The organism is Shewanella vaxholmensis (genome assembly GCF_031932135.1).
Classification (GTDB): domain Bacteria; phylum Pseudomonadota; class Gammaproteobacteria; order Enterobacterales; family Shewanellaceae; genus Shewanella; species Shewanella hafniensis.
Window position 1 is genome coordinate 18,486 of sequence record NZ_JAUOEV010000030.1, and the last position, 20,200, is coordinate 38,685.

Here is a 20,200-nt window from a genome sequence, read left to right on the forward strand (position 1 = left end):
AATCTTAACCAGCACTAAACGATGGCAGTCGCTTGGCGAAAATAGCATGGGCATCAAAATCTTGGCTTTGCATTCTGGTTAATGTGTTGGTTAACACTTCATCGGCTGCATCTTCAATCCGCAGGATCTTCTCTGCTGCGACATAGTCGCTAAACGCTGTGCAGACTTGTTCAAACAAAGCCGTTACATCGCCAAAGGCCGGATGACTGAACTGCGGATTAGGCAAGCCCCTGAGGTCACGAAGCTTTAGCAGCATTAACGCCGTCAAGGGTATGTATGATAGATGTCCATTGTGGAACTCAAAAAAACACTTTTTATCCCCGATGATCGCTTGTTCTACCTGATCATCGCAGAGGGTTTGCAGCATAGTGCTGATGAATTCGATATCCTGTGTATCCCAGTTATCTAAAAATGACGCATAGGAGAAAGGAGCTGTTTTTCGCAGTGTCACTTGCACTTCAGTGGTAAAAGGCGGCTCGATATGCCCCAGATAACGGCCATACAGCAGCACCAAAAAATCGCCAATAAAGCCATGGGAGCGAACAATCCAGCCCGAACGCCGCGCGGTTGCATCAGCGTGGTACAGCTCGTCCGCCTCGTTTTTAAGCCCAGCTAACAGCATCAGCACAAGCCGAAACACGCTGATTGTAGACCACATAGCGTTTGCTATCCCGCCAGTTTTTTCTATCGATGAGCAATATTTATAGTAATCAATGGCGGTTGCAAAATAACCGTAAGCGAGCGAGCGCATCAGCGGCGCCGCCTCAAGCCTGCCAGATTCTATATACGCAAGTTGCGCCACATCGGCCAAATAACATTCGGGTACGCCGAATTCGGCACCAAACAACTCCCACTGGCGAAAGTCCTCATCAAACTCGCGGTATGGCTTAATTCTCTCAAAACCTTCTGTTACCCCGCTGTCGATATAATCGGTCAGTAAATACTGGTCATATTCAAAGACGTTTTTGGCATAATCGCGCATCAGCTTGCGGCTGCGACTGCGCTTATTGAGAAATTTGTCTAACAGCATGTGCATCCTTATTATTTAGGTTGCGGTAAGTTTACCGCAACGGCGTCAAATATGACTATCTGTAGCATTTTTGAAGCAAGCATTAAGCGACTCCGTTGTAGCGATGGTGAACACACATTCGCCAGCAAAGAACCTTGCTAACATATGGTGTTATCAGTTTAATGCGCGACATTGTTCATTATTGAATATGCTGGGATGGGGAGTAAACCGCACTCTTGCGTTGGCGACCATCGGAAAAAGGGACTTTTTCGTTGAGCCCCCAAGGATGGGTTTACTGCGTGTTGCCAGAGCATTAGTGCTGTTTATGGCGATAAGCTCTCAAAAAGTACCTAGACTGCAAAAGCTCACAGAAAACAAGGTTTGTAGTGAACAAGCTGGTGGTGAATTTTACTCATGGTTCTCCGCTTCGTGGGGACAACAAAAGCAACGAGGCCCAGAATCATTTTTTGGGCCTTGTTGGTATCGTAAAACGTCGGTTAACGCTCAAAATTCTTTAGGTTAAAGCTTCAAACTAACTTGAGTTTCAACCTTAGCCGCTATACGTTACTTGCGCATTTTAGAGAACGCTTAAAACACCATTTCTGGTACATGCTCTGGCACGATTAACTTGCCAGCAGTTTTGCTGACGATTTCTTCGACGCTGACACCTGGTGCGCGCTCAAGTAAATGGAATGCGCCATCTTTGATTTCTATAAAGGCTAAATCTGTGACGACACGTTTAATGCAGCCGTAACCTGTTAGCGGCAATTCGCACACGGGTAGCAGTTTAGAATTGCCGTATTTATCGGCGTGCATCATAGTCACGATAATGTTTTCGGCGCCCGCGACTAAATCCATCGCGCCGCCCATGCCTTTGATGAGTTTGCTGGGGATCATCCATGAGGCGATAGAGCCGTTCACATCGACTTCAAAGGCGCCGAGCACGGTTAAGTCCACATGGCCGCCACGGATCATGGCAAAGCTTTCCGCCGATGAAAAAAATGAAGCGCCTTTGACTGCGGTAACGGTTTGTTTACCCGCGTTGATTAAATCGGGATCTATGGTGTCTTCGGTCGGGAATTCACCCATGCCGAGTAGGCCGTTTTCTGATTGCAGCATGACTTCCATGCCGCTCGGAATATAGTTAGCGACCAGTGTTGGAATGCCGATGCCGAGGTTGACGTAGTAGCCATCTTTTAATTCTTTGGCGACGCGCTGAGCCAGTTGTTCTCTTGATAATGCCATGATATCTATCCTTTCTATTTGGCTTTGACGCTTTGGCCTTTAATCTTAGGATTTTACCCTTAGTTTTTTTACTTTAGGGAGCTAAGTGCCAATTGCGTTAACTGTGTTTCAAGGTTTTGCCAGCGCCTTTTATTTCGCGGCTTTTACCGTGCGCTGCTCGATACGTTTCTCGAACTTGCCTTGAATAACGCGGTCAACATAGATGCCCGGCGTGTGGATATGATCTGGATCTAGCTCGCCCGGCTCAACAATAAACTCGGCTTCAACCACAGTGATTTTGCCCGCGGTCGCCATCATAGGGTTAAAGTTGGCGGCGGTTTTACGGAACACCAAATTACCCATGGTATCGGCTTTCCATGCGCGCACTAAGGCAAAATCTGCGGTCAGCGACTCTTCTAATACGTAATGGCGACCTTTGATTTCGCGGGTTTCTTTGCCATCAGCGACTGGCGTGCCGTAGCCTGTAGCGGTGAAAAATGCCGGAATACCTGCGCCGCCTGCGCGGATCTTTTCCGCCAGCGTGCCTTGGGGCGTTAAAATCACGTTCAGTTCGCCAGAGAGCATTTGTTGCTCGAAAGTGGCGTTCTCGCCCACGTAAGAGGCGATCATAGTGGCGATTTGGCGATGTTTTAACAGTAAGCCAAGGCCAAAGTCGTCAACGCCAGCGTTGTTTGATATCGCCGTTAAACCGTTAACGCCCATCTTAACCATTTGATTGATTAAGCCTTCGGGAATGCCGCACAGGCCAAAGCCGCCGACCATAATGGTCATGTCGTTTGATAAGCCGTTTAACGCTTCTTCATAGCTGCTGACGACTTTATTGAGTCCTGCCATTGTGATGTCCTTTTATGCTGTATAAAACGCGCGGGAAATAACGCGCGTTTTCAATAACGGTTGTTGTCGTTAATTATTGTTGTTCTATTTTGCTAACAGGGCCGTGGCCACTTTCGAGCCGTTGTTGCGATTCAACTGCGTGCTGATAGCTTGTCCTGCTAACGCGAGTTTTTGTAAATCGATACCCGTTTCGAATCCCATGCCGTGCAGCATATACACTAAGTCTTCGGTGGCAAGATTGCCCGACGCGCCTTTGGCATAGGGGCAGCCGCCAAGACCTGCAACCGAGGAGTCAAACACCCGCACACCTAAGTCTAAGCAGGCCAAAATGTTAGCGAGTGCTTGGCCATAGGTGTCGTGAAAGTGTAGCGCCAGTTTCTCAATAGGCACTCGTTCACTCACAGTTTGCAGCATTCTACGGGCTTTTTGCGGCGTGCCTACACCGATAGTGTCACCGAGTGATATTTCGTAACAGCCCATTTTGTAAAGGATTTCAGACACGCGGGCCACTTCACTGACCGCTATCTCACCTTCGTAGGGGCAGCCGAGCACGCAGGACACATAGCCGCGCACCGGAATATTGTGCGCTTTTGCTAATTCCATCAAAGGGATAAAGCGCTCAATCGACTCTTCAATCGAGCAGTTGATATTGCGCTGACTAAAGCTTTGTGAGGCGGCGCCAAATATCGCTACTTCGGAAGCTTTTGCATCCAGTGCCAGTTCAAAGCCTTTGACGTTGGGCGTGAGCGCGCTATACACCACGCCGCTTTGACGCTGTATTTGCTTGAGCACATCGGCTGAATCGGCCATTTGTGGCACCCATTTAGGTGACACAAAACTGCCGGCTTCGATGCGCTTAAGCCCTGCATCAGCCAGTGATTCAATCAAGGCGATTTTAGCTGCCGTCGGCACGGCGACTTCGTTTTGTAGGCCGTCGCGCGCGCCCATCTCGAAGATACTAACCCTGTCTTTGGCGTCCGCTGCTTGGCTTAGATTGACTAACGACATCTAGGCTTCCTTGGTCGCGGTTGGCTCGTCGTCAGATACGAGCGGCGCTTCACTTAGCGGCTCAACGTTGAGCAAGGTTGCGCCATCGGTCACTAGCTCGCCTGCCTTAAAGTAGAATTCACTGACTATGCCATCAAAGGGCGCTTCGATTGTGTATTCCATCTTCATGGCTTCCATCACTAGCAAACCTTGGCCTGCTTTCACTTGTGTGCCGACATCGACTAAATGGGTCACTACCGTGCCGTTCATCGGTGCTTTTAACTTGTCAGCATTGCTGGCTTGCTCTTCGACCACGAGTGTTTGCACTGCTTTGAAGTGGTAACTGCCAGAGGATAAAAACAGCGTAAAGTCATCACCTTGTGCGCTAACCGGCACTTTACTCTTATGGCCGTTGATTTCGGCGAGCAGTAAGTCTTGTTTCAGTTCGCCATTGAGCAACCAATCTTGGCCGTGCAGTGGCAACTGATACATGCCGCCTAAATCGAGCATCACCAACTGCTGTAATTCATGGGCGTCATCGAGCAGGGCAATATTGTGTTGGCTACAACTGTTGAGTCTAAAGCCGCTCACTTGACCCCAAGGTGAGTAAGGATCTGCGCTGTTGATCGCTTGCGCTTTGGCGGCTTCTTTACGGGCAAGCACTTGATACAGCGCGGCAAAGGCAAGCGCAGTGTCGGCTTCGCTTGACGCTGTACCAATTAAGGTGTCGCCATAACGGCCAATAAAGTCAGTGCTAAAGTCGGCATTAGCAAACGCTGGGTGCTCGGCAATGTTCGCCAAAAACTCAATGTTGTGCTTAAGACCGCTAATTTGATACGACTCTAAGGCATGCACTAAACGTTGCAGGGCGCGCGGGCGCGATTCATCCCAAACAATAAGCTTGGCAATCATAGGATCGTAGAAGTTACTGATCACATCGTTTTCACGAATACCCGAATCGATACGGACAAACTTACTTTGCTCAGGTTCACGCAAAAAGTTGAGCTTACCGCTGGCGGGTAAAAACTCATTTTGCGGATCTTCGGCGTAAATACGCACTTCAAAGGAATGGCCGTGAATACGCACTTCATCTTGCTTAAGGGGCAGTGGCTGACCGCTGGCGACCAGCAATTGCCATTTGACTAAATCTTGGCCTGTGACCATTTCGGTGACAGGGTGCTCAACCTGCAGACGGGTGTTCATCTCCATGAAATAGAAGCTATTGTCCGTATCTAACAGAAACTCTACCGTTCCCGCGCCAACATAATCGATGGCTTTAGCTGCCGCGACGGCCGCATCACCCATTTGGGCACGCAGTGCATCGCTTAAGCCTGGTGCTGGTGCCTCTTCGACCACTTTTTGGTGGCGACGTTGAATCGAGCAGTCGCGATCCGATAAGTAAATCGCGTTACCAAAGGTGTCGGCAAACACTTGTACTTCGACGTGGCGCGGCTGGCGTAAATAACGCTCCATCAATAACTTATCGTTACCAAAAGAAGAGGCCGCTTCACGGCGCGCCGAGTTAACGGCTTCCATGATTTCGCCTTCATTCTCGACGATACGCATGCCTTTACCGCCGCCGCCATACGCCGCTTTAATCAGCATAGGGAAGCCGATTTTCAGTGCCTCCGCTTTTAAGGTCGCATCGGTTTGGTCATCGCCGTGGTAACCCGGCACTAAGGGCACGTTTGCCGCCGTCATAATAGATTTGGCGGCGCTTTTGCTGCCCATGGCATCGATAGCATCACTACCTGGGCCAACAAAGGCGATGCCTGCGGCTTCACATTTACGGGCAAAGTCGGCGTTTTCAGATAAGAAACCATAACCTGGGTGGATGGCTTGGGCGCCGGCTTTTTTGGCGATGTCGATAATCAAATCGCCCTTTAAATAGGAGTCTGCCGGCGCACTGCCACCTAGATAGAAAGATTCGTCGGCCATGGCGACATGGCGCGCTTCTTTATCGGCATCGGAATATAGGGCAACGGTGCGAACACCCATGGCATGGGCGGTTTTGATGATGCGACAGGCGATTTCACCGCGGTTAGCAATCAATAGCTTGGTAAACATTTGCTTGGTTAACATCAAAGGGCTCCTTGGGTATCACTTGGCTTTTGCGTGGGGGGAGTTGAGAGCGCTTGTTGCCAGTTAGGCAGACGTTTCTCAAAAAAGGCGTTTAAGCCTTCTTGGCCCTCGGTTGATACCCGAATGCGGGCGATACGCTCGCTAGTGTAATCAATGGTGTTTTGGTCTATCACGCCATCTTCAAGATGCGACAGCAGTGTTTTTACCCACGCCATGCCTTGCGGACTATTGGCCAGTAGCGCGTCAATCATAGGCTTTGCGGCGGCGTCTAAGTCATCGCTGATCTCATGAATGACATTAAGCTTTAATGCTGTGTCGGCACTAAAACGCTCAGCCGTTAACATGTAGCGGCGTGATGCACGGTTACCCATAGCGCGGGCAACGTAAGGGCTTATCACCGCAGGAATCAATCCGAGTTTCACTTCGCTCAAGCAAAAACTGGCGCGCGTCGTTGCGATAGCGATATCGCTGGCGCAAATCAGCCCCAGTGCACCGCCAAAGGCAGCGCCTTGCACTAATGCAATGGTGGGTTTTGGAAAGGTATCTAAATCCTGCATCAGTTTTGCTAAGGCTTTGGCATCATTTAGATTTTGCTCAAAGTCCATTTTGGCTTGCTTGCGCATCCAATTGAGATCGGCGCCGGCGCTGAAGTTTTTGCCGTTTGCTTTGAGTACCAGCACTTGGCATTGCTTGTGCTTAGCAAAATAGCTAAGGACGCTAATCATCTCGCTAATCATCACTTCATCGAAGGCGTTGTGTACTTCTGCTCGGTCAAGAATAAGCTCGGCAACGCCGTTATTGAGCGCGTAAGTGACGTGCTGCAAGTTGCTTAAATCCTTTGTGCCGCTAGTGCTGTTTAATGTATCTGTCATTATTCTTTCCCCTATCTTCTTGTGTGACATATGTTTTTCACATGTGCCTTTACATACGGAACACACCAAAGCGGGTGTCTTCGATAGGGGCGTTTAACGCCGCTGATAGGGCAAGGCCGACCACATCGCGGGTTTGCGCTGGGTCAATAATGCCGTCATCCCATAACCGGGCGCTGGCATGATACGGATGACCTTCTTTGTCGTACTGGGCGACAATCGGCGCTTTAAAGGCTTTTTCATCCTTTAACGACCATTCTTCACTTTTACGGGCTAAACCGTCGCGGCGCACTGTGGCGAGTACGCCAGCCGCTTGCTCACCACCCATCACAGAGATACGGGCGTTAGGCCACATCCACATCATGGTCGGTTCGAACGCGCGGCCACACATGCCGTAGTTACCCGCGCCGTAGCTGCCGCCGATAATTACAGTGAATTTAGGCACATTGGCGCAAGAAACCGCGGTCACCATTTTAGCGCCGTGTTTGGCTATGCCTTCGTGTTCGTACTTTTTACCCACCATAAAGCCAGTAATATTTTGCAGGAACAGCAGCGGAATTTTGCGTTGGCAGCACAGTTCAATAAAGTGTGCGCCTTTTTGCGCCGACTCTGAGAACAAAATACCGTTGTTGGCGACGATGCCGACTGGGTAGCCGTGGATACGGGCAAAACCGCACACTAAGGTTGCGCCGTAGCTGGCTTTAAACTCATCAAAATCAGAATCATCGACGATACGGGCGATCACTTCTTTGACATCAAAAGGCTTTTTCAAATCAGTGCCGACAATGCCGTACAGTTCGCTAATGTCGAACTTCGGCGGTTTGACTGGGCTCAGCAGTGATTTGATTTCTTTTTGATGATTCAGGCGTGATACCGCGCGGCGGGCAAGCTCCAGCGCGTGCTCATCGTTTTGCGCTAAATGGTCCGCCACGCCGGAAATTTTGGTGTGCACTTCGGCGCCGCCCAGTTCTTCGGCGCTAACTTCTTCGCCAGTGGCCGCTTTCACTAATGGTGGGCCTGCTAAGAAAATAGTGCCTTGATCTTTTACGATAATGGATTCATCCGCCATGGCGGGCACGTAGGCACCACCTGCGGTACATAAGCCCATGACCACAGCGATTTGTGGGATACCTTTGGCGGACATTTGCGCTTGGTTGTAAAAGATACGGCCGAAATGGTCGCGGTCTGGGAACACTTCATCTTGGCGGGGCAGGTTAGCGCCGCCCGAGTCGACTAAATAAATACAAGGCAAGTGACAACGGCTGGCAATATCTTGGGCACGAAGGTGTTTTTTGACGGTAATCGGGTAGTAAGTGCCGCCCTTAACTGTAGCGTCGTTGGCGATGATCATGCACTCCACGCCACTCACTCGGCCGATACCAGCGATAATGCCCGCAGCGGGCACTTCTTCGTCGTAGACTTCAAACGCGGCAAATTGCGACAGTTCTAAAAAGGGTGAACCTGCATCGAGCAGCTTTTCAACCCGTTGACGTGGGAGTAATTTACCGCGAGATAAATGGCGCTCCAGCGCCACAGGGCCGCCGCCGAGTTCGATTTTATTGAGTTTAGTTTTAAGATCGGCCACTAGGGCGGCCATATCGTCGGATTTTGCTTTAAATTCATCGCTACGGGCGTTGATACGACTGCTTATTTGCGTCACTTTGATTGTCCTTATAAAGCGGAAACTCGGTATCACCTTGCTCGAATGGGTGGCGCAAACTGTAAATTACAGTGAGGGGCTACCCATTCACTTGTGAGAGATTATTGGAACTCGCGTTATTTCGACTCATTGAACAGTTCGCGACCAATCAGCATGCGGCGAATTTCTGAGGTGCCAGCGCCGATTTCATACAGCTTGGCATCGCGCAGTAAACGGCCTGTGGCGTATTCGTTGACATAGCCGTTACCGCCGAGCAGTTGAATTGCATCCAGTGCCATTTTGGTGGCGAGTTCTGCGCTATACAGAATGGCGCCCGCGGCATCTTTACGGGTGGTTTCACCGCGGTCACAGGATTTTGCCACTGCATACACGTAGGATTTGGCGGCATTCATGCCTGTGTACATGTCGGCTAACTTGCCTTGTACCAGTTGGAATTCACCAATCGATTTACCAAATTGCTCACGCTCGTGGATGTAAGGTACAACGATATCCATACAAGCGTTCATGATCCCCAGCGGGCCGCCAGATAGCACGACGCGCTCGTAATCTAAGCCGCTCATCAGCACTTTTACGCCGTTGTTGAGGCCGCCTAAAATGTTTTCTTCTGGCACTTCCACATCTTCAAACACCAGTTCGCAGGTGTTAGAGCCGCGCATGCCGAGTTTGTCGAGTTTTTGCGCTTGGCTAAAACCTTTCGAATCACGCTCAACGATAAAGGCGGTAATACCGTGTGCGCCTTTGGTTAAGTCGGTTTTAGCGTAAATCACATAGGTGTGTGCATCGGGGCCGTTGGTGATCCACATCTTGTTGCCGTTTAAGATGAAACGGTCGCCTTCTTTACGGGCGTGTAACTTCATTGATACTACGTCAGAACCTGCGTTTGGCTCACTCATGGCGAGTGCGCCAATATGTTCACCACTCACCAGTTTTGGCAGATACTTGGCTTTTTGCGCGGCATTACCGTTACGGTTGATTTGATTGACACACAGGTTTGAGTGGGCGCCATAACTTAGGCCGATAGAGGCCGATGCACGGGAGATTTCTTCCATCGCCACGACGTGGGCAAGGTAGCCCATGTTCGCGCCGCCAAACTCTTCGGGTACGGTTACGCCGAGCAGTCCCATTCCTCCTAGCACAGGCCAAAGTTCATTGGGGAAGGCGTTGTCGTGATCCACTTTCGCGGCAATTGGAGCGATTTCATTCGCGGCAAAATCCTGCACCGCATCGCGCAGCATGTCGACGTCTTCGCCTAGGCCAAAATTCAGACTTGTGTAGAGAGAGTTCATTGCTTGTGTCCTTTCAGATGTTCTAATTTCAGATTGTTATCGTTTTTATGATTTTTAGGTGCTTGAGTCTTTTCAATCTTGTACTTAATCCTAGTGCTAACATCCTGCGTCTTGAAATGCGCGAGTCAATCATATTGACTTGATCTTGTTGCCACTGGGATTTAGGCTTTTGCCGTTTTGTTATCTTCTAAGGCTAAGCGGCATTGCTGCTCGGCGGAATTGAGTTCCATCAACACCACTTTAATGTCGTCCATTTGCTGCTGTAGGGCGGATTTCTTTTCTTCCACTAGCGCCAGCATGGTATTGAGCTGTGAGGTGCTGCTCTTGTCGGCATCGTATAATTCGAACAGGCGACGGGTTTCTGCCAACGAAAAGCCCAAGCGTTTGCCGCGAAGAATGAGCTTGAGACGCACCCTGTCTTTGAGGCTATAAATACGGGTTTGGCCGCGGCGTTTAGGCTTAAGCAAACCTTGGTCTTCGTAAAAACGAATACTACGCGTAGTGATATCAAATTCTTTTGAGAGATCACTGATCGAGTAAGTCGTTTGTGGTGTGTTCGTTGCGCTCATTCATGCACCCTAAATAATCAGTTTTAAGCAAGATATATGAAGTTTACGTAAAGGTAAAGATTTTGACTTTTATTCTGTTGCCATAAAAGTGTCAATCCCAATTGCCATCAGCCTGTGCGGCCAGATTAAAACGGGTGCTTTAAATTAGTGTTCTCACATAAAACCACAAATATTTTCTGGTTATAGGCTAACGTCTAATAGTGGGCTGGATGCCCCCCTGTTAATAATGGTTGTTGGAAGGGGTAGTTATTGCGGCTGACGATTTTAGCCGCAGTCCTGATTGGAGGACATATGTTGACCGAACAGCAAAATGCATCTGTAGCGCAAGCCGCAAATCAAAAACAGAACCAACAAAAACATCAAGCGTTGCACCAAGCATCCTTGCTTAATAAAGCCGAATTCTGGGGAGAAGCGGCGAAGACGCTCGATTGGATTAAACCTGCGCAAACGGTGCTCGATGAATCGCAGGCGCCGTTTTATCATTGGTTCGCCGATGGTGAGATGAACACTTGTTATAACGCCGTTGATCGCCATGTGCTGGCTGGACGCGGTGACCAAGTGGCTATCCAATATGTGAGCCCTGTTACTGATACTGAATACGGCATTAGCTACGGGGAGTTACAGGCTCAAGTGAGCCGACTCGCGGGCTTTATGCAATCTATTGGTATAGGGAAGGGCGACCGTGTGGTGATTTATATGCCTATGGTGCCGGAAACCGCCTTCGCTATGCTGGCCTGTGCTCGCATAGGTGCGATTCATTCTGTGGTTTTTGGTGGTTTTGCCGCCAATGAACTCGCGACTCGGATTAATGATGCTAAGCCTAAATTGGTACTGTCGGCATCCTGCGGAATTGAGCCTTCGGGCGTCATTCCTTATAAACCTTTGCTAGACAAAGCGTTAGCTCAGTCAGTGCATCAGGTTGATCACTGCCTGATTTTAAATCGCAGCCAGTATCAGGCTGATTTACTTGAGGGCCGTGACTTAGATTGGCAAGCTGCATTAGCGACTGCGCCTAAGGCCGATTGTGCCGCGCTTAAGGCCACCGATCCCTTGTATGTGCTTTATACCTCAGGCACCACGGGTCAGCCTAAAGGTGTGGTGCGCGATAATGGCGGCCATGCTGTGGCTCTGGCTTGGTCGATGCAACATATTTACGATATTCAAGCGGGCGATGTGTTTTGGGCAGCGTCTGATGTGGGCTGGGTTGTGGGTCACTCTTATATTGTGTACGGACCGCTGCTGGTGGGCGCCACAACCTTAATGTATGAAGGCAAACCTGTCGGTACGCCCGATCCCGGCGCATTTTGGCGCACGATTGCCAAATATAAAGTTAAAAGCTTCTTCACCGCGCCGACGGCCATTCGCGCGATCAAGCGTGAAGATCCTGATGGTGAGTATTTACAAGGCGTTGATTTAACCTGTCTTAAAAATGTGTTTTTGGCAGGTGAACGTTGCGATCCCGATACTTTAGTTTGGGCACACACTAAACTCGCTAAACCTGTTATCGATCACTGGTGGCAAACCGAAACGGGTTGGCCAGTCGCGGCAAATTTGATGGGCACAGCGCCCGTCGCCATTAAGCCAGGCTCGCCCGCTTTACCTGTGCCGGGTTATGCGGTTGAAGTGGTGGACGAATTGGGTGAGCAAGTTGCGCCCAATACTTCAGGTAATGTGGTGATTAAATTGCCTCTACCGCCGGGAACCTTAACGACACTGTGGCAAAATGATCAACGCTACCAAGATAGTTACTTGTCTATGTATCCAGGTTATTACTTAACTGGCGATGCGGGTTATACCGATGAAGACGGTTATCTCTACATTATGAGTCGTATTGATGACATCATAAATGTGGCGGGGCACAGGTTATCGACCGGACGTTTTGAAGAAGTCTTGTGTCAACATCCTGATGTGGCCGAAGCGGCGGTGATTGGTGTGGATGATCAGCTCAAAGGTCAGGTGCCTTTAGGATTAGTGGTACTGAAAAAGGGCGTGACGATCAGTGATGAAGAGCTGCATAAACAGCTTATTACCCTAGTTCGTCAAGAGATTGGTCCCGTCGCCTCCTTTAGGTTAGTCAGTGCGATTCAAAAATTGCCTAAAACGCGCTCTGGGAAGATTTTACGCGGTACTATGCGAAAAATTGCCGATAATCAGCAATATACCGCACCAGCGACCATAGAAGATCCACAGACCTTAGAGCTAGTGCGCACCGCGCTCACTCGCATGGGTTATGCCGATGCCTTAATCTAAGCTTGCGTTTAGTGAATGGGGATTTCATGTAGGAAATTCCCATTCTAAAAATCGCTTGCTGTTGCGAATTGAAACAAATATCCCCGCTCAATTTGAGCAATAGTCCATTATGATTTGCTATTCTTGCCGCGTATTTATTGAATGTTTTTGCTACTCAATTGCATTATTTTGAGTTGTTTATATGCGGGAATTGAGCATTAGCAATTGTTTAATTCATTCAACTAAAATCACCACTAGAAGCAATGTGTATCTATGGATATTTTAGATACACATCACTGACGACTTTATATTCTCACCGGCTTAGGGACGACCCTAAACATGCCTTAATTTGGTAGGGGACGACCCCTAATTAGGAGTTCACTATGAGTTGGTTCTTATTAGTCCTTGCGGGTTTATTCGAAATTGGTTGGGCCATAGGGCTTAAATATACCGAAGGTTTCACGCGTTTGTGGCCAAGTATCTTTACAGTGGCGTCGATGGCCGTGAGTGTATTGTTACTCGGACTCGCAGTTAAGCAGCTGCCTATCGGTACGGCTTACGGCGTGTGGGTCGGTATTGGCGCTATGGGCACCGCTATCGCGGGAATTATCCTGTTAGGAGAAGGAGTTAGCTTACTTAAGATTGCCAGTTTGATACTGATATTACTGGGCGTTTTAGGGCTTAAACTCGCAAACTAAGTTGTCGATAAACGTGCCAATACAAGTATCACTTGGGCTAAGTCCTAACTAACCCGTTTCGCAATACGGGATTGGCAATCTCACTGTAATCGAGATTGCCAATCGTATGCATCGCCTTTTCTCTCTGGTAATTAAGTTACAAAGATCGGTATAATTACCCCTCAAAATTGGTTAGCTCTAACCTCTGTGACCCGTGGGAATTATATAATGCAAAACCACAGCAATCTTAATGATATCGGCGTAATTGGCCTTGGCGTTATGGGTAAAAACCTCGCGCTAAACATCGCGGATAACCAATATCACGTCAGCGCATTTGACCTCGATCCTGTTAAAGTTAATGGTGTTATACAGCAAGAAAAACAGGAACGCGCTGGACTCGAACCTCGCATTCTTGGCTGTGCTAATCTTACCGAAATGTTAGCCAGTCTCACAAAACCCCGCATTCTTGTGCTTTCTGTTCCCGCGGGCGCACCCGTCGATGGTGTCTGTAGTGCTTTGATTTCTGCCGGAATTGAGTCCGATGATATCGTTATCGATACCGGTAACAGCCTATGGACTGACACTGTTGAGCGTGAAGCGCGCTACAAAGGTCAGTTTGTATTTTTCAGCTCTGCGGTTTCGGGCGGTGAAGTCGGTGCGCGTTTCGGTCCATCACTTATGCCAAGCGGCGATATCGATGCATGGCATCACGTGGCACCTATTTGGAAAGCCATTGCCGCTAAGGTTGATGCGAGTACAGGTTTACCCATAGAGCGCTTCGAACCGGGTAATCCAGTGACAGAAGGCGAGCCATGCACGACTTATATTGGTCCTGCGGGTTCTGGCCATTACGTGAAGATGGTGCACAACGGTATTGAATACGCAGATATGCAGTTGATTTGCGAAGCCTATCAAATGCTGCATGACGGTTTAGGCATGAGCGCTGCAGAAGTGGGCGATGTGTTTGAACGCTGGAACAAAGGCAGCTTAAACAGCTATTTGATGGGGATCAGTGCCGAAGTCTTAAAACAGGCCGATCCATTAACGGGTAATCCGTTGGTGGAAATGATCTTAGATAAAGCGGGCCAAAAAGGCACGGGTTTGTGGACGGCCGTGAGCAGTTTACAAATTGGTTGTCCGGCACCGACGATTGCTGAAGCTGTATATGCTCGCGCCGTAAGTACCCAAAAATCCTTACGTTTACAACTTAGCCAGAAATTGGCTGGGCCAAATGCACCTGCTATCGATGATGCGCAAAAAGCGCAGTTGATTGAAGCCCTTGAAAGTGCGTTATATTGCGCGAAAGTGTGTTGTTACGCGCAAGGCTTCCAGTTGATGGCAATGACGGCCCATGAGCAAAAATGGCAGTTAGACTTTGCTGAAATTGCAAAAATTTGGCGTGCGGGTTGTATCATTCGCGCGACGTTCTTGCAATCAATCACTCAAGCCTATGAAGACAATGCCGAGCTTAGCAATCTGTTGATGGCTGACAGTTTTGCGTCAGCCTTATCTGAAAAGCAAGGCCTATGGCGCACTGCGGTAGCGACAGCGGTAATGCAAGGCATTCCAGCGCCGTGTATTAGCTCAGCACTGGCATATTACGACAGTTACCGCTGCGAAACATTACCAGCGAACTTGCTCCAAGGTCAGCGTGACTTTTTCGGCTCTCATACCTTTGAGCGTATCGATACGCCAGCTGGCGAGAAATATCACTTAGATTGGAGCGCCAAAGAGCGCACTTTAGTTAAGGTTTAATCTAAGGTTCTGCCCGCTGTCAAAATGAAAAACGCCCCCTTGATAAGGGGCGTTTTTGTTTATGGTCGATGATTATATAACGGCTTATGAATTTTTGACTTCAATTCATTTTAAGTCACTAAGCTAAATCTTAAGCTTGAATTCCTAAGCATTCAGCTCAGATGAAAAGGCGATCAGCTTTTGCCAGAGTGCTTGGGCGACAGGGCCCAAAGGTGAGTGGGGTTTTCGCATCACATAGTAATCGAGTTGAATGTTGTTTTGTCTTTCGCGTAGATCCAGTGCGATTAATGCACCTTGTTTGAGTGAATCTTCAATCATATAGTGCGGCAGCTTGCCCCAGCCCATACCACTTTGAATAAGCATTTTCTTGGTATAAAAATCATTAACATACCAACGTCGTTGCCCCGCCTGTACCCCAAACTCAATATTCGCAGTGCCTGAGCCCGTATCTTGGATCACGATTTGGTATTCGTTAACGAGTTCTCGTGCGTAAGTCAGTGTCGGATGTCGCTCAAGCATGCGCGGCGCGGCGACATCGAGCAGGCTACCGGAAAAAAGATAGGCTAATTCTAAATGACTCGAGCGTATGGGCTCAATTCCGCCCGCGGAGATGATGATTTCGGCTTTATCTTGATTCAGCGCTTCGAGCGCACCAGTTAAAAATTCTTGTTTGAGAATGATTTGGGTGTAGGGGAACTCATTTTGAGTCAGTTCTAAAATCGGTAGAATTCGAGCGAGATTGAAAGAGGCTTCAAAAGCTAAGGTGATACTCGCTTCGTTGCCTTTGGCTAAATGTTTCGCCACTTGCTTCATTTCCTGCGCTTCATTCAGCACCCGCTGGGTATGTTGCAGCAGTTTTCGGCCTTGCTCTGTGATGGCGAGTCGATAACCTTCACGGTTAAATAAGATGAGATCGAGTTGAGATTCTAACTGTTTGATACTTTGACTAATGGCGGGTTGGGTTTTATGTAGCTTGTCACTGGCGGCTTTGAGTGAGCCCGCCTCAGCCACGGTTTTAAACATCAGCAGTTGGTCTAAGGTCACTGGGATTGCTCGCAAGTAATAAATTATTAGTTTATGAGATATTAGATTTTATTCCATATTTATTTATCTTTTATCGGCTCATAATCTACTCCATTCTCGCTCGTCGTCTGCGCATTTATGCCCAAGACTGACGGCAATATTAAGATCAATGGGGTGTGTGCGATGCGATTTTCAAACTTATGTGGTGCTAAGGGCTCAAGTATCAATGGCTTAGTTGCTGAGGCCGATTCGCAGAAGCTATTCCTTTGTGCCAATACACTCAATCGCGCCGCCGCAACCGTCACACTGGCGATGAGCATAGTGTTTTTTATCTCGGGATTTGCCAAGTTATTTGGCGTGCCTATGTTCCATGTTCCGTTTACTTTGATGAATCTTCCCACCGGATTTGGCTATTTTATTGGTTTGATGGAAGTGATTGGCGCCCTTGGATTGTGTCTACGTGACTACCGAGTGCTATCGGCGAGCGGTTTGCTGGCGATTATGATGGGGGCGATTTATTTCCACTTTAACTATGAAGCGGCGATTAATGCACTGCCTGCATTGAGTTTATCGGCTGGACTCTTTCTAGTTATCAAACTGGATGAAATTATTGAGCGTTTAGTGCAATTTCAGCGGCAGTTGGCGCTAAGTCGCTCCGCATTTTAAGTGATAAAAATAGAGTCTGAAGTCAGTCGTACCGATATAAGTTAATCAACAAGAGAAAGCCATGATGCAAGTTAAAGCGAGTCGTATGCCTGTGCTATTTGTGCCCCACGGTGGTGGTCCAATGCCTTTGCTAAATGATGCCAATCATAAAGAGTTGTGTGCTTTTTTAACCTCAGTGACCGCGCCCATTCCAACCCCTAGGGCGATTGTGCTGATCACCGCCCATTGGGAAGAATCTGTGGTGACCTTGTCGAGTAGCCCTAAGCCCGGCATTTTATATGACTACTATGGTTTTCCACCCGAAGCGTATCAGCTGACATATCCTGCACCGGGTGAGCCAGAATTAGCGGCGCAGATTGTGAATATGCTCGCGGATAAAGGTATCGCCGCCCGCTTAGATAGCGAGCGAGCATTTGATCACGGCACCTTTGTACCACTTAAGTTGATGTATCCCGAGGCGAATATTCCCGTAGTACAAATGTCGTTAGTCCACAGTCTCGATCCTGAAACCCATATAGCGATTGGCGAAGCTTTAGCGCCGCTACGGGATCAAGGGGTATTGATTGTGGGCTCTGGCATGTCATTTCACAATATGCGGGCATTTTTCTCAAGCGATCCCTCGGTACAAAGCCGCAGCGCAGAGTTTGACTATTGGCTGACGCAAACATTAACCGCAAGTGATAGTTCTGCTGAGGTAAAAACAGCATTAACTCATTGGCAATCAGCCCCAGAAGCGCGGTTTAGCCATCCACGTGAAGAACATTTATTGCCACTTCATGTGTGTTTCGGCGCTGGTCACAGTGATTCATCCCAAGCGCTATGTAACTTTAACGGCATTTTATTAAATACACTGATCTCAGGCTATATCTGGCAATAGTCTGGCAATAATCTGATGTTGGATTGCCGTGGCTGAACATGGCAGTAAACCTAAGGTTAAGCATATTCAGCCAATAAAAAAGGTTCGTATCTGTTGAGGATACGAACCTTTTTCGTATTTAGGATTAAGCTACGGCTGCTTGTAGCGACCAATTGATTAGCCTAGCGGTGTGACTCTTATGCGGTAAACACTAAACCCACGCTAAACAAGGTACTGAAAATCATGGTTAACTTAGCCGTGCGGCCGAGTAACGGATTTAATGCTTCACCGGACACCGCATAGAAATCGCTGCTGAGTTTACGGGCGATAAGCAGTGATAAGCCCGCAAGTAATACTGGTAACCCAGGTAAAATCCCCATTAGAAAGCCTGCAATCACTAAGCCGAAAGGCAGATAAATCAGCGCTTGATATAACACTTTTGATTGTGCTTCGCCGATACGAACTGCCAGTGTGTGCTTGCCCGCTTGGGTATCGGTGCGAATATCGCGGGTGTTATTGACCAGCATGATAGCCGCATTGAACAGCCCAATGGCGCAGCCTAATAACCAAGCATTAATTGTTGTGTCACCCGCCTGCAGATAATAACTCCCCACCACAGCAACTAAGCCAAAAAAGATAAAGGCCGCGACTTCGCCCAGCCCATGGGAAGCGAGGGGATAGGGGCCACCACTGTAACCGAGTGCACCTAAAATGGCGGCCGCGGCGAGAATCGCGATAGGCCAGCCGCCGTGCCAAATTAAATACGACCCCACAGCAAGCGCCATTAAGAGGCAAAATATCATGGCATTACGAACGCTTGTTGGCGAAATTAAGCCGCTTTGCGTCACGCGAACCGGTCCTAAGCGTTCGGCTGTGTCTATGCCGTTTTTAAAGTCAAAATAGTCGTTAGCGAGATTGACGGCAATTTGTAATAACACAGCGCACAACATAGAAGTGGCAGCGATTAACCAGCTGTAACTCTCAAGATGCAGAGCGAGAATATTGCCTATCAATAGGGGACCTATGGCCGCGGGTAGCGTACGGGGTCTTATAGCTAAAATCCAAGGATTCATGGCGTCCAGTCGTTATTGGTAAATGGGAAATGGTATCGAGCAAGGGCTCAATTAGCGCATAGCATAACAAGATTTAACACGAAAGTGAGCACTATCTAATAAACGCATTTAACAGAGTTTGAATTGGCGCACATATGTTCACTGATGTAGACGGAGATTTGTCGTCAAGCTCAAAGAAAATCAAAAAAGTCTGTGTTTCTATAGTTGATGTTGTTGGAGACACTGCGCCGCCCAAGACATAGGCGTAACGCTAAATCCTATGTTCAACTGGAAATACCACAGGTGCGAGTCGCCTTATGCGGGTTGTTTTTGAGCATTCATTGGCTGCGTTTTGCCGCTACTGTTATGCCGATAAGGATATATTTGGATGCGTTTCGATAATAAGGTGGCGTTAGTCACTGGGGCGGGAGCAGGGCTAGGTCGAGCCTATGCCATCATGTTGGCTGAGCGGGGCGCGAAGGTGGTGCTCGTTGATCAGCCGTTATCGTCATCCGAGTCTATTTCTACCTATGGTGCTCAAACAATGCCGGCCAACTTAGCATTGATGCAAACCTACTGCAGCATTATTAAACTCGGCGGTGACTGTCTCTACTTTGTGCTTGATGTTAGCCAGCGGGATGAAGTAAACCGCATGGTCGAAGAAGTGATCCTACGTTGGCATCGCATTGATATCTTGATTAATAACGCGGGGATCTACGGTGCTTGTCCGTTCGAGCACATTAAGCTTGAGCAGTGGCAACGGCAATTGGATGTCGATCTCAATGGCAGTTTTTATCTGACGCAAGCCGTTTGGCCCTATATGCAACAACAGGATTATGGTCGGATCATGATGACGACGGGAGCTTCGGCCTTGTTTGGTGATTTGCATCAAGTTGGTTTCAGCGCGAGTAAGATGGCGCTGGTGGGCATGGTAAATTGCTTATCGATAGAAGGAGAAATTCATAATATTCGTGTCAATAGTTTATGCCCGCAGGCCGTCACAGCGATGACCGCCAAACATTTAGCGAGTGCGATTCAGCCGTTATTTTCCTTTGAGTCATTAACCGCCACAACGGCTTTTTTGGTGAGTGAACAGGCGCCCAATGGTCAACACTTACTCGCAGGTGCGGGCAGTATCAGCCATGGCATGTTTGTCGAGTTTCAGCCGATGTATTTTAATGAGGGGCTTTTTACGCCAGATAATCTCGCGCAGCAGTGGCCCCAGCTATACCAATCCTTTCCTGTTACTTTGCACTCCAGTGGTGAGGATAAAGTCTTGTCTTGGTCTCAGTTAAGTGCGCTAGAACACCATATTAAAATTGATTGATTTCATTGTGAATAATCGATAGAAGACTGGTCAGCTTAAGGCGAACTGAGTTACCCTTTAGCATTAATGGCTAA

Annotated in this window: 18 protein-coding genes; 7 read left to right on the forward strand and 11 right to left on the reverse strand. The window is 48.5% G+C overall.

From position 1 onward, the window contains the following. Positions 1-4: 4 nt before the first annotated feature. Positions 5-1,030 (reverse strand): hypothetical protein, encoded by a 1,026-nt coding sequence (locus tag Q4Q46_RS19725; protein WP_311906852.1) that lies wholly within the window; start codon positions 1,028-1,030, stop codon positions 5-7. A gap of 70 nt (positions 1,031-1,100) precedes the next feature. Here Q4Q46_RS19725 and Q4Q46_RS19730 point away from each other — a divergent pair, with 70 nt between their 5' ends. Continuing rightward, the gene (locus tag Q4Q46_RS19730; protein WP_311906853.1) at positions 1,101-1,532 is read left to right on the forward strand and encodes a hypothetical protein; all 432 of its coding nucleotides are present in this window, start codon (positions 1,101-1,103) and stop codon (positions 1,530-1,532) included. Positions 1,533-1,597: 65 nt separating this feature from the next. On the opposite strand, the gene Q4Q46_RS19735 is transcribed toward Q4Q46_RS19730, so the two are convergent. From Q4Q46_RS19735 to Q4Q46_RS19770, 8 genes are all read right to left on the reverse strand, one after another. Beyond that, on the reverse strand, positions 1,598-2,254 hold the full coding sequence (locus Q4Q46_RS19735) for a 3-oxoacid CoA-transferase subunit B (RefSeq protein ID WP_311906854.1): 657 nt from the start codon (positions 2,252-2,254) through the stop codon (positions 1,598-1,600). A 129-nt stretch (positions 2,255-2,383) separates the two neighbouring features. Next, on the reverse strand, positions 2,384-3,088 hold the full coding sequence (locus Q4Q46_RS19740; protein ID WP_063884906.1) for a CoA transferase subunit A: 705 nt from the start codon (positions 3,086-3,088) through the stop codon (positions 2,384-2,386). Positions 3,089-3,172: 84 nt separating this feature from the next. Next, positions 3,173-4,096 carry a hydroxymethylglutaryl-CoA lyase gene (locus tag Q4Q46_RS19745; protein WP_259516200.1) on the reverse strand — a complete coding sequence of 308 codons (924 nt, stop codon included), beginning with the start codon at positions 4,094-4,096 and terminating at the stop codon, positions 3,173-3,175. Next, positions 4,097-6,157, reverse strand: coding sequence for an acetyl/propionyl/methylcrotonyl-CoA carboxylase subunit alpha (locus Q4Q46_RS19750; protein ID WP_311906855.1), 2,061 nt, complete (start codon positions 6,155-6,157; stop codon positions 4,097-4,099). It lies immediately after the preceding gene. Then, positions 6,157-7,029 carry an enoyl-CoA hydratase-related protein gene (locus Q4Q46_RS19755; protein ID WP_311906856.1) on the reverse strand — a complete coding sequence of 291 codons (873 nt, stop codon included), beginning with the start codon at positions 7,027-7,029 and terminating at the stop codon, positions 6,157-6,159. Before Q4Q46_RS19755 ends, Q4Q46_RS19750 begins: the two co-directional genes overlap by 1 nt. A 49-nt stretch (positions 7,030-7,078) precedes the next feature. Then, positions 7,079-8,686, reverse strand: coding sequence for a carboxyl transferase domain-containing protein (locus Q4Q46_RS19760; RefSeq protein ID WP_311906857.1), 1,608 nt, complete (start codon positions 8,684-8,686; stop codon positions 7,079-7,081). Between the two features lie 116 nt (positions 8,687-8,802). After that, a complete protein-coding gene (locus Q4Q46_RS19765; protein WP_012089637.1) occupies positions 8,803-9,972 on the reverse strand; it encodes an isovaleryl-CoA dehydrogenase in 1,170 nt (389 codons plus the stop codon). 161 nt (positions 9,973-10,133) lie between these two features. Then, positions 10,134-10,541, reverse strand: a complete 408-nt coding sequence (locus tag Q4Q46_RS19770; protein WP_006082318.1) for a MerR family transcriptional regulator — start codon at positions 10,539-10,541, stop codon at positions 10,134-10,136. 291 nt (positions 10,542-10,832) lie between these two features. On the opposite strand from Q4Q46_RS19770, the gene Q4Q46_RS19775 reads away from it, so the two are divergent. The 3 genes from Q4Q46_RS19775 (at position 10,833) to gnd (ending at position 15,202) form a co-directional block, all read left to right on the forward strand. Then, complete coding sequence (locus Q4Q46_RS19775; RefSeq protein WP_311906858.1) at positions 10,833-12,791, forward strand: propionyl-CoA synthetase; 1,959 nt, start codon at positions 10,833-10,835, stop codon at positions 12,789-12,791. A 362-nt stretch (positions 12,792-13,153) separates the two neighbouring features. Continuing rightward, positions 13,154-13,468 (forward strand): quaternary ammonium compound efflux SMR transporter SugE, encoded by a 315-nt coding sequence (gene sugE, locus Q4Q46_RS19780; protein ID WP_011847232.1) that lies wholly within the window; start codon positions 13,154-13,156, stop codon positions 13,466-13,468. 207 nt (positions 13,469-13,675) lie between these two features. Continuing rightward, the gene (gene gnd, locus Q4Q46_RS19785; RefSeq protein ID WP_311906859.1) at positions 13,676-15,202 is read left to right on the forward strand and encodes an NADP-dependent phosphogluconate dehydrogenase; all 1,527 of its coding nucleotides are present in this window, start codon (positions 13,676-13,678) and stop codon (positions 15,200-15,202) included. Positions 15,203-15,346: 144 nt separating this feature from the next. Here gnd and Q4Q46_RS19790 read toward each other — a convergent pair whose 3' ends face one another. Continuing rightward, positions 15,347-16,246 (reverse strand): LysR family transcriptional regulator, encoded by a 900-nt coding sequence (locus tag Q4Q46_RS19790; protein WP_259528717.1) that lies wholly within the window; start codon positions 16,244-16,246, stop codon positions 15,347-15,349. A gap of 162 nt (positions 16,247-16,408) precedes the next feature. On the opposite strand from Q4Q46_RS19790, the gene Q4Q46_RS19795 reads away from it, so the two are divergent. Next, positions 16,409-16,891 (forward strand): DoxX family protein, encoded by a 483-nt coding sequence (locus Q4Q46_RS19795; protein ID WP_226060286.1) that lies wholly within the window; start codon positions 16,409-16,411, stop codon positions 16,889-16,891. A gap of 61 nt (positions 16,892-16,952) precedes the next feature. Next, entirely contained in the window at positions 16,953-17,768 is an 816-nt protein-coding gene (locus Q4Q46_RS19800; protein ID WP_311906860.1) for a DODA-type extradiol aromatic ring-opening family dioxygenase, read from the forward strand. A gap of 176 nt (positions 17,769-17,944) precedes the next feature. On the opposite strand, the gene Q4Q46_RS19805 is transcribed toward Q4Q46_RS19800, so the two are convergent. Continuing rightward, positions 17,945-18,820 (reverse strand): 1,4-dihydroxy-2-naphthoate polyprenyltransferase, encoded by an 876-nt coding sequence (locus Q4Q46_RS19805; protein WP_220590662.1) that lies wholly within the window; start codon positions 18,818-18,820, stop codon positions 17,945-17,947. A gap of 367 nt (positions 18,821-19,187) precedes the next feature. Between Q4Q46_RS19805 and Q4Q46_RS19810 the strand changes: the two genes are divergently transcribed. Then, the gene (locus Q4Q46_RS19810; protein ID WP_311906861.1) at positions 19,188-20,126 is read left to right on the forward strand and encodes an SDR family NAD(P)-dependent oxidoreductase; all 939 of its coding nucleotides are present in this window, start codon (positions 19,188-19,190) and stop codon (positions 20,124-20,126) included. Positions 20,127-20,200 lie beyond the last annotated feature (74 nt).

Excerpts from the sequence above, each read along its gene's own strand:
- Q4Q46_RS19775 (WP_311906858.1), top strand. The coding sequence starts at position 10,833 with ATGTTGACCGAACAGCAAAATGCATCTGTAGCGCAAGCCGCAAATCAA.
- Q4Q46_RS19765 (WP_012089637.1), bottom strand. The coding sequence starts at position 9,972 with ATGAACTCTCTCTACACAAGTCTGAATTTTGGCCTAGGCGAAGACGTC.
- Q4Q46_RS19810 (WP_311906861.1), top strand. The coding sequence starts at position 19,188 with ATGCGTTTCGATAATAAGGTGGCGTTAGTCACTGGGGCGGGAGCAGGG.
- Q4Q46_RS19725 (WP_311906852.1), bottom strand. The coding sequence starts at position 1,030 with ATGCTGTTAGACAAATTTCTCAATAAGCGCAGTCGCAGCCGCAAGCTG.
- Q4Q46_RS19795 (WP_226060286.1), top strand. The coding sequence starts at position 16,409 with ATGCGATTTTCAAACTTATGTGGTGCTAAGGGCTCAAGTATCAATGGC.
- Q4Q46_RS19740 (WP_063884906.1), bottom strand. The coding sequence starts at position 3,088 with ATGGCAGGACTCAATAAAGTCGTCAGCAGCTATGAAGAAGCGTTAAAC.
- Q4Q46_RS19805 (WP_220590662.1), bottom strand. The coding sequence starts at position 18,820 with ATGAATCCTTGGATTTTAGCTATAAGACCCCGTACGCTACCCGCGGCC.
- Q4Q46_RS19770 (WP_006082318.1), bottom strand. The coding sequence starts at position 10,541 with ATGAGCGCAACGAACACACCACAAACGACTTACTCGATCAGTGATCTC.
- Q4Q46_RS19755 (WP_311906856.1), bottom strand. The coding sequence starts at position 7,029 with ATGACAGATACATTAAACAGCACTAGCGGCACAAAGGATTTAAGCAAC.
- Q4Q46_RS19800 (WP_311906860.1), top strand. The coding sequence starts at position 16,953 with ATGATGCAAGTTAAAGCGAGTCGTATGCCTGTGCTATTTGTGCCCCAC.
- sugE (WP_011847232.1), top strand. The coding sequence starts at position 13,154 with ATGAGTTGGTTCTTATTAGTCCTTGCGGGTTTATTCGAAATTGGTTGG.
- gnd (WP_311906859.1), top strand. The coding sequence starts at position 13,676 with ATGCAAAACCACAGCAATCTTAATGATATCGGCGTAATTGGCCTTGGC.
- Q4Q46_RS19750 (WP_311906855.1), bottom strand. The coding sequence starts at position 6,157 with ATGTTAACCAAGCAAATGTTTACCAAGCTATTGATTGCTAACCGCGGT.
- Q4Q46_RS19735 (WP_311906854.1), bottom strand. The coding sequence starts at position 2,254 with ATGGCATTATCAAGAGAACAACTGGCTCAGCGCGTCGCCAAAGAATTA.
- Q4Q46_RS19745 (WP_259516200.1), bottom strand. The coding sequence starts at position 4,096 with ATGTCGTTAGTCAATCTAAGCCAAGCAGCGGACGCCAAAGACAGGGTT.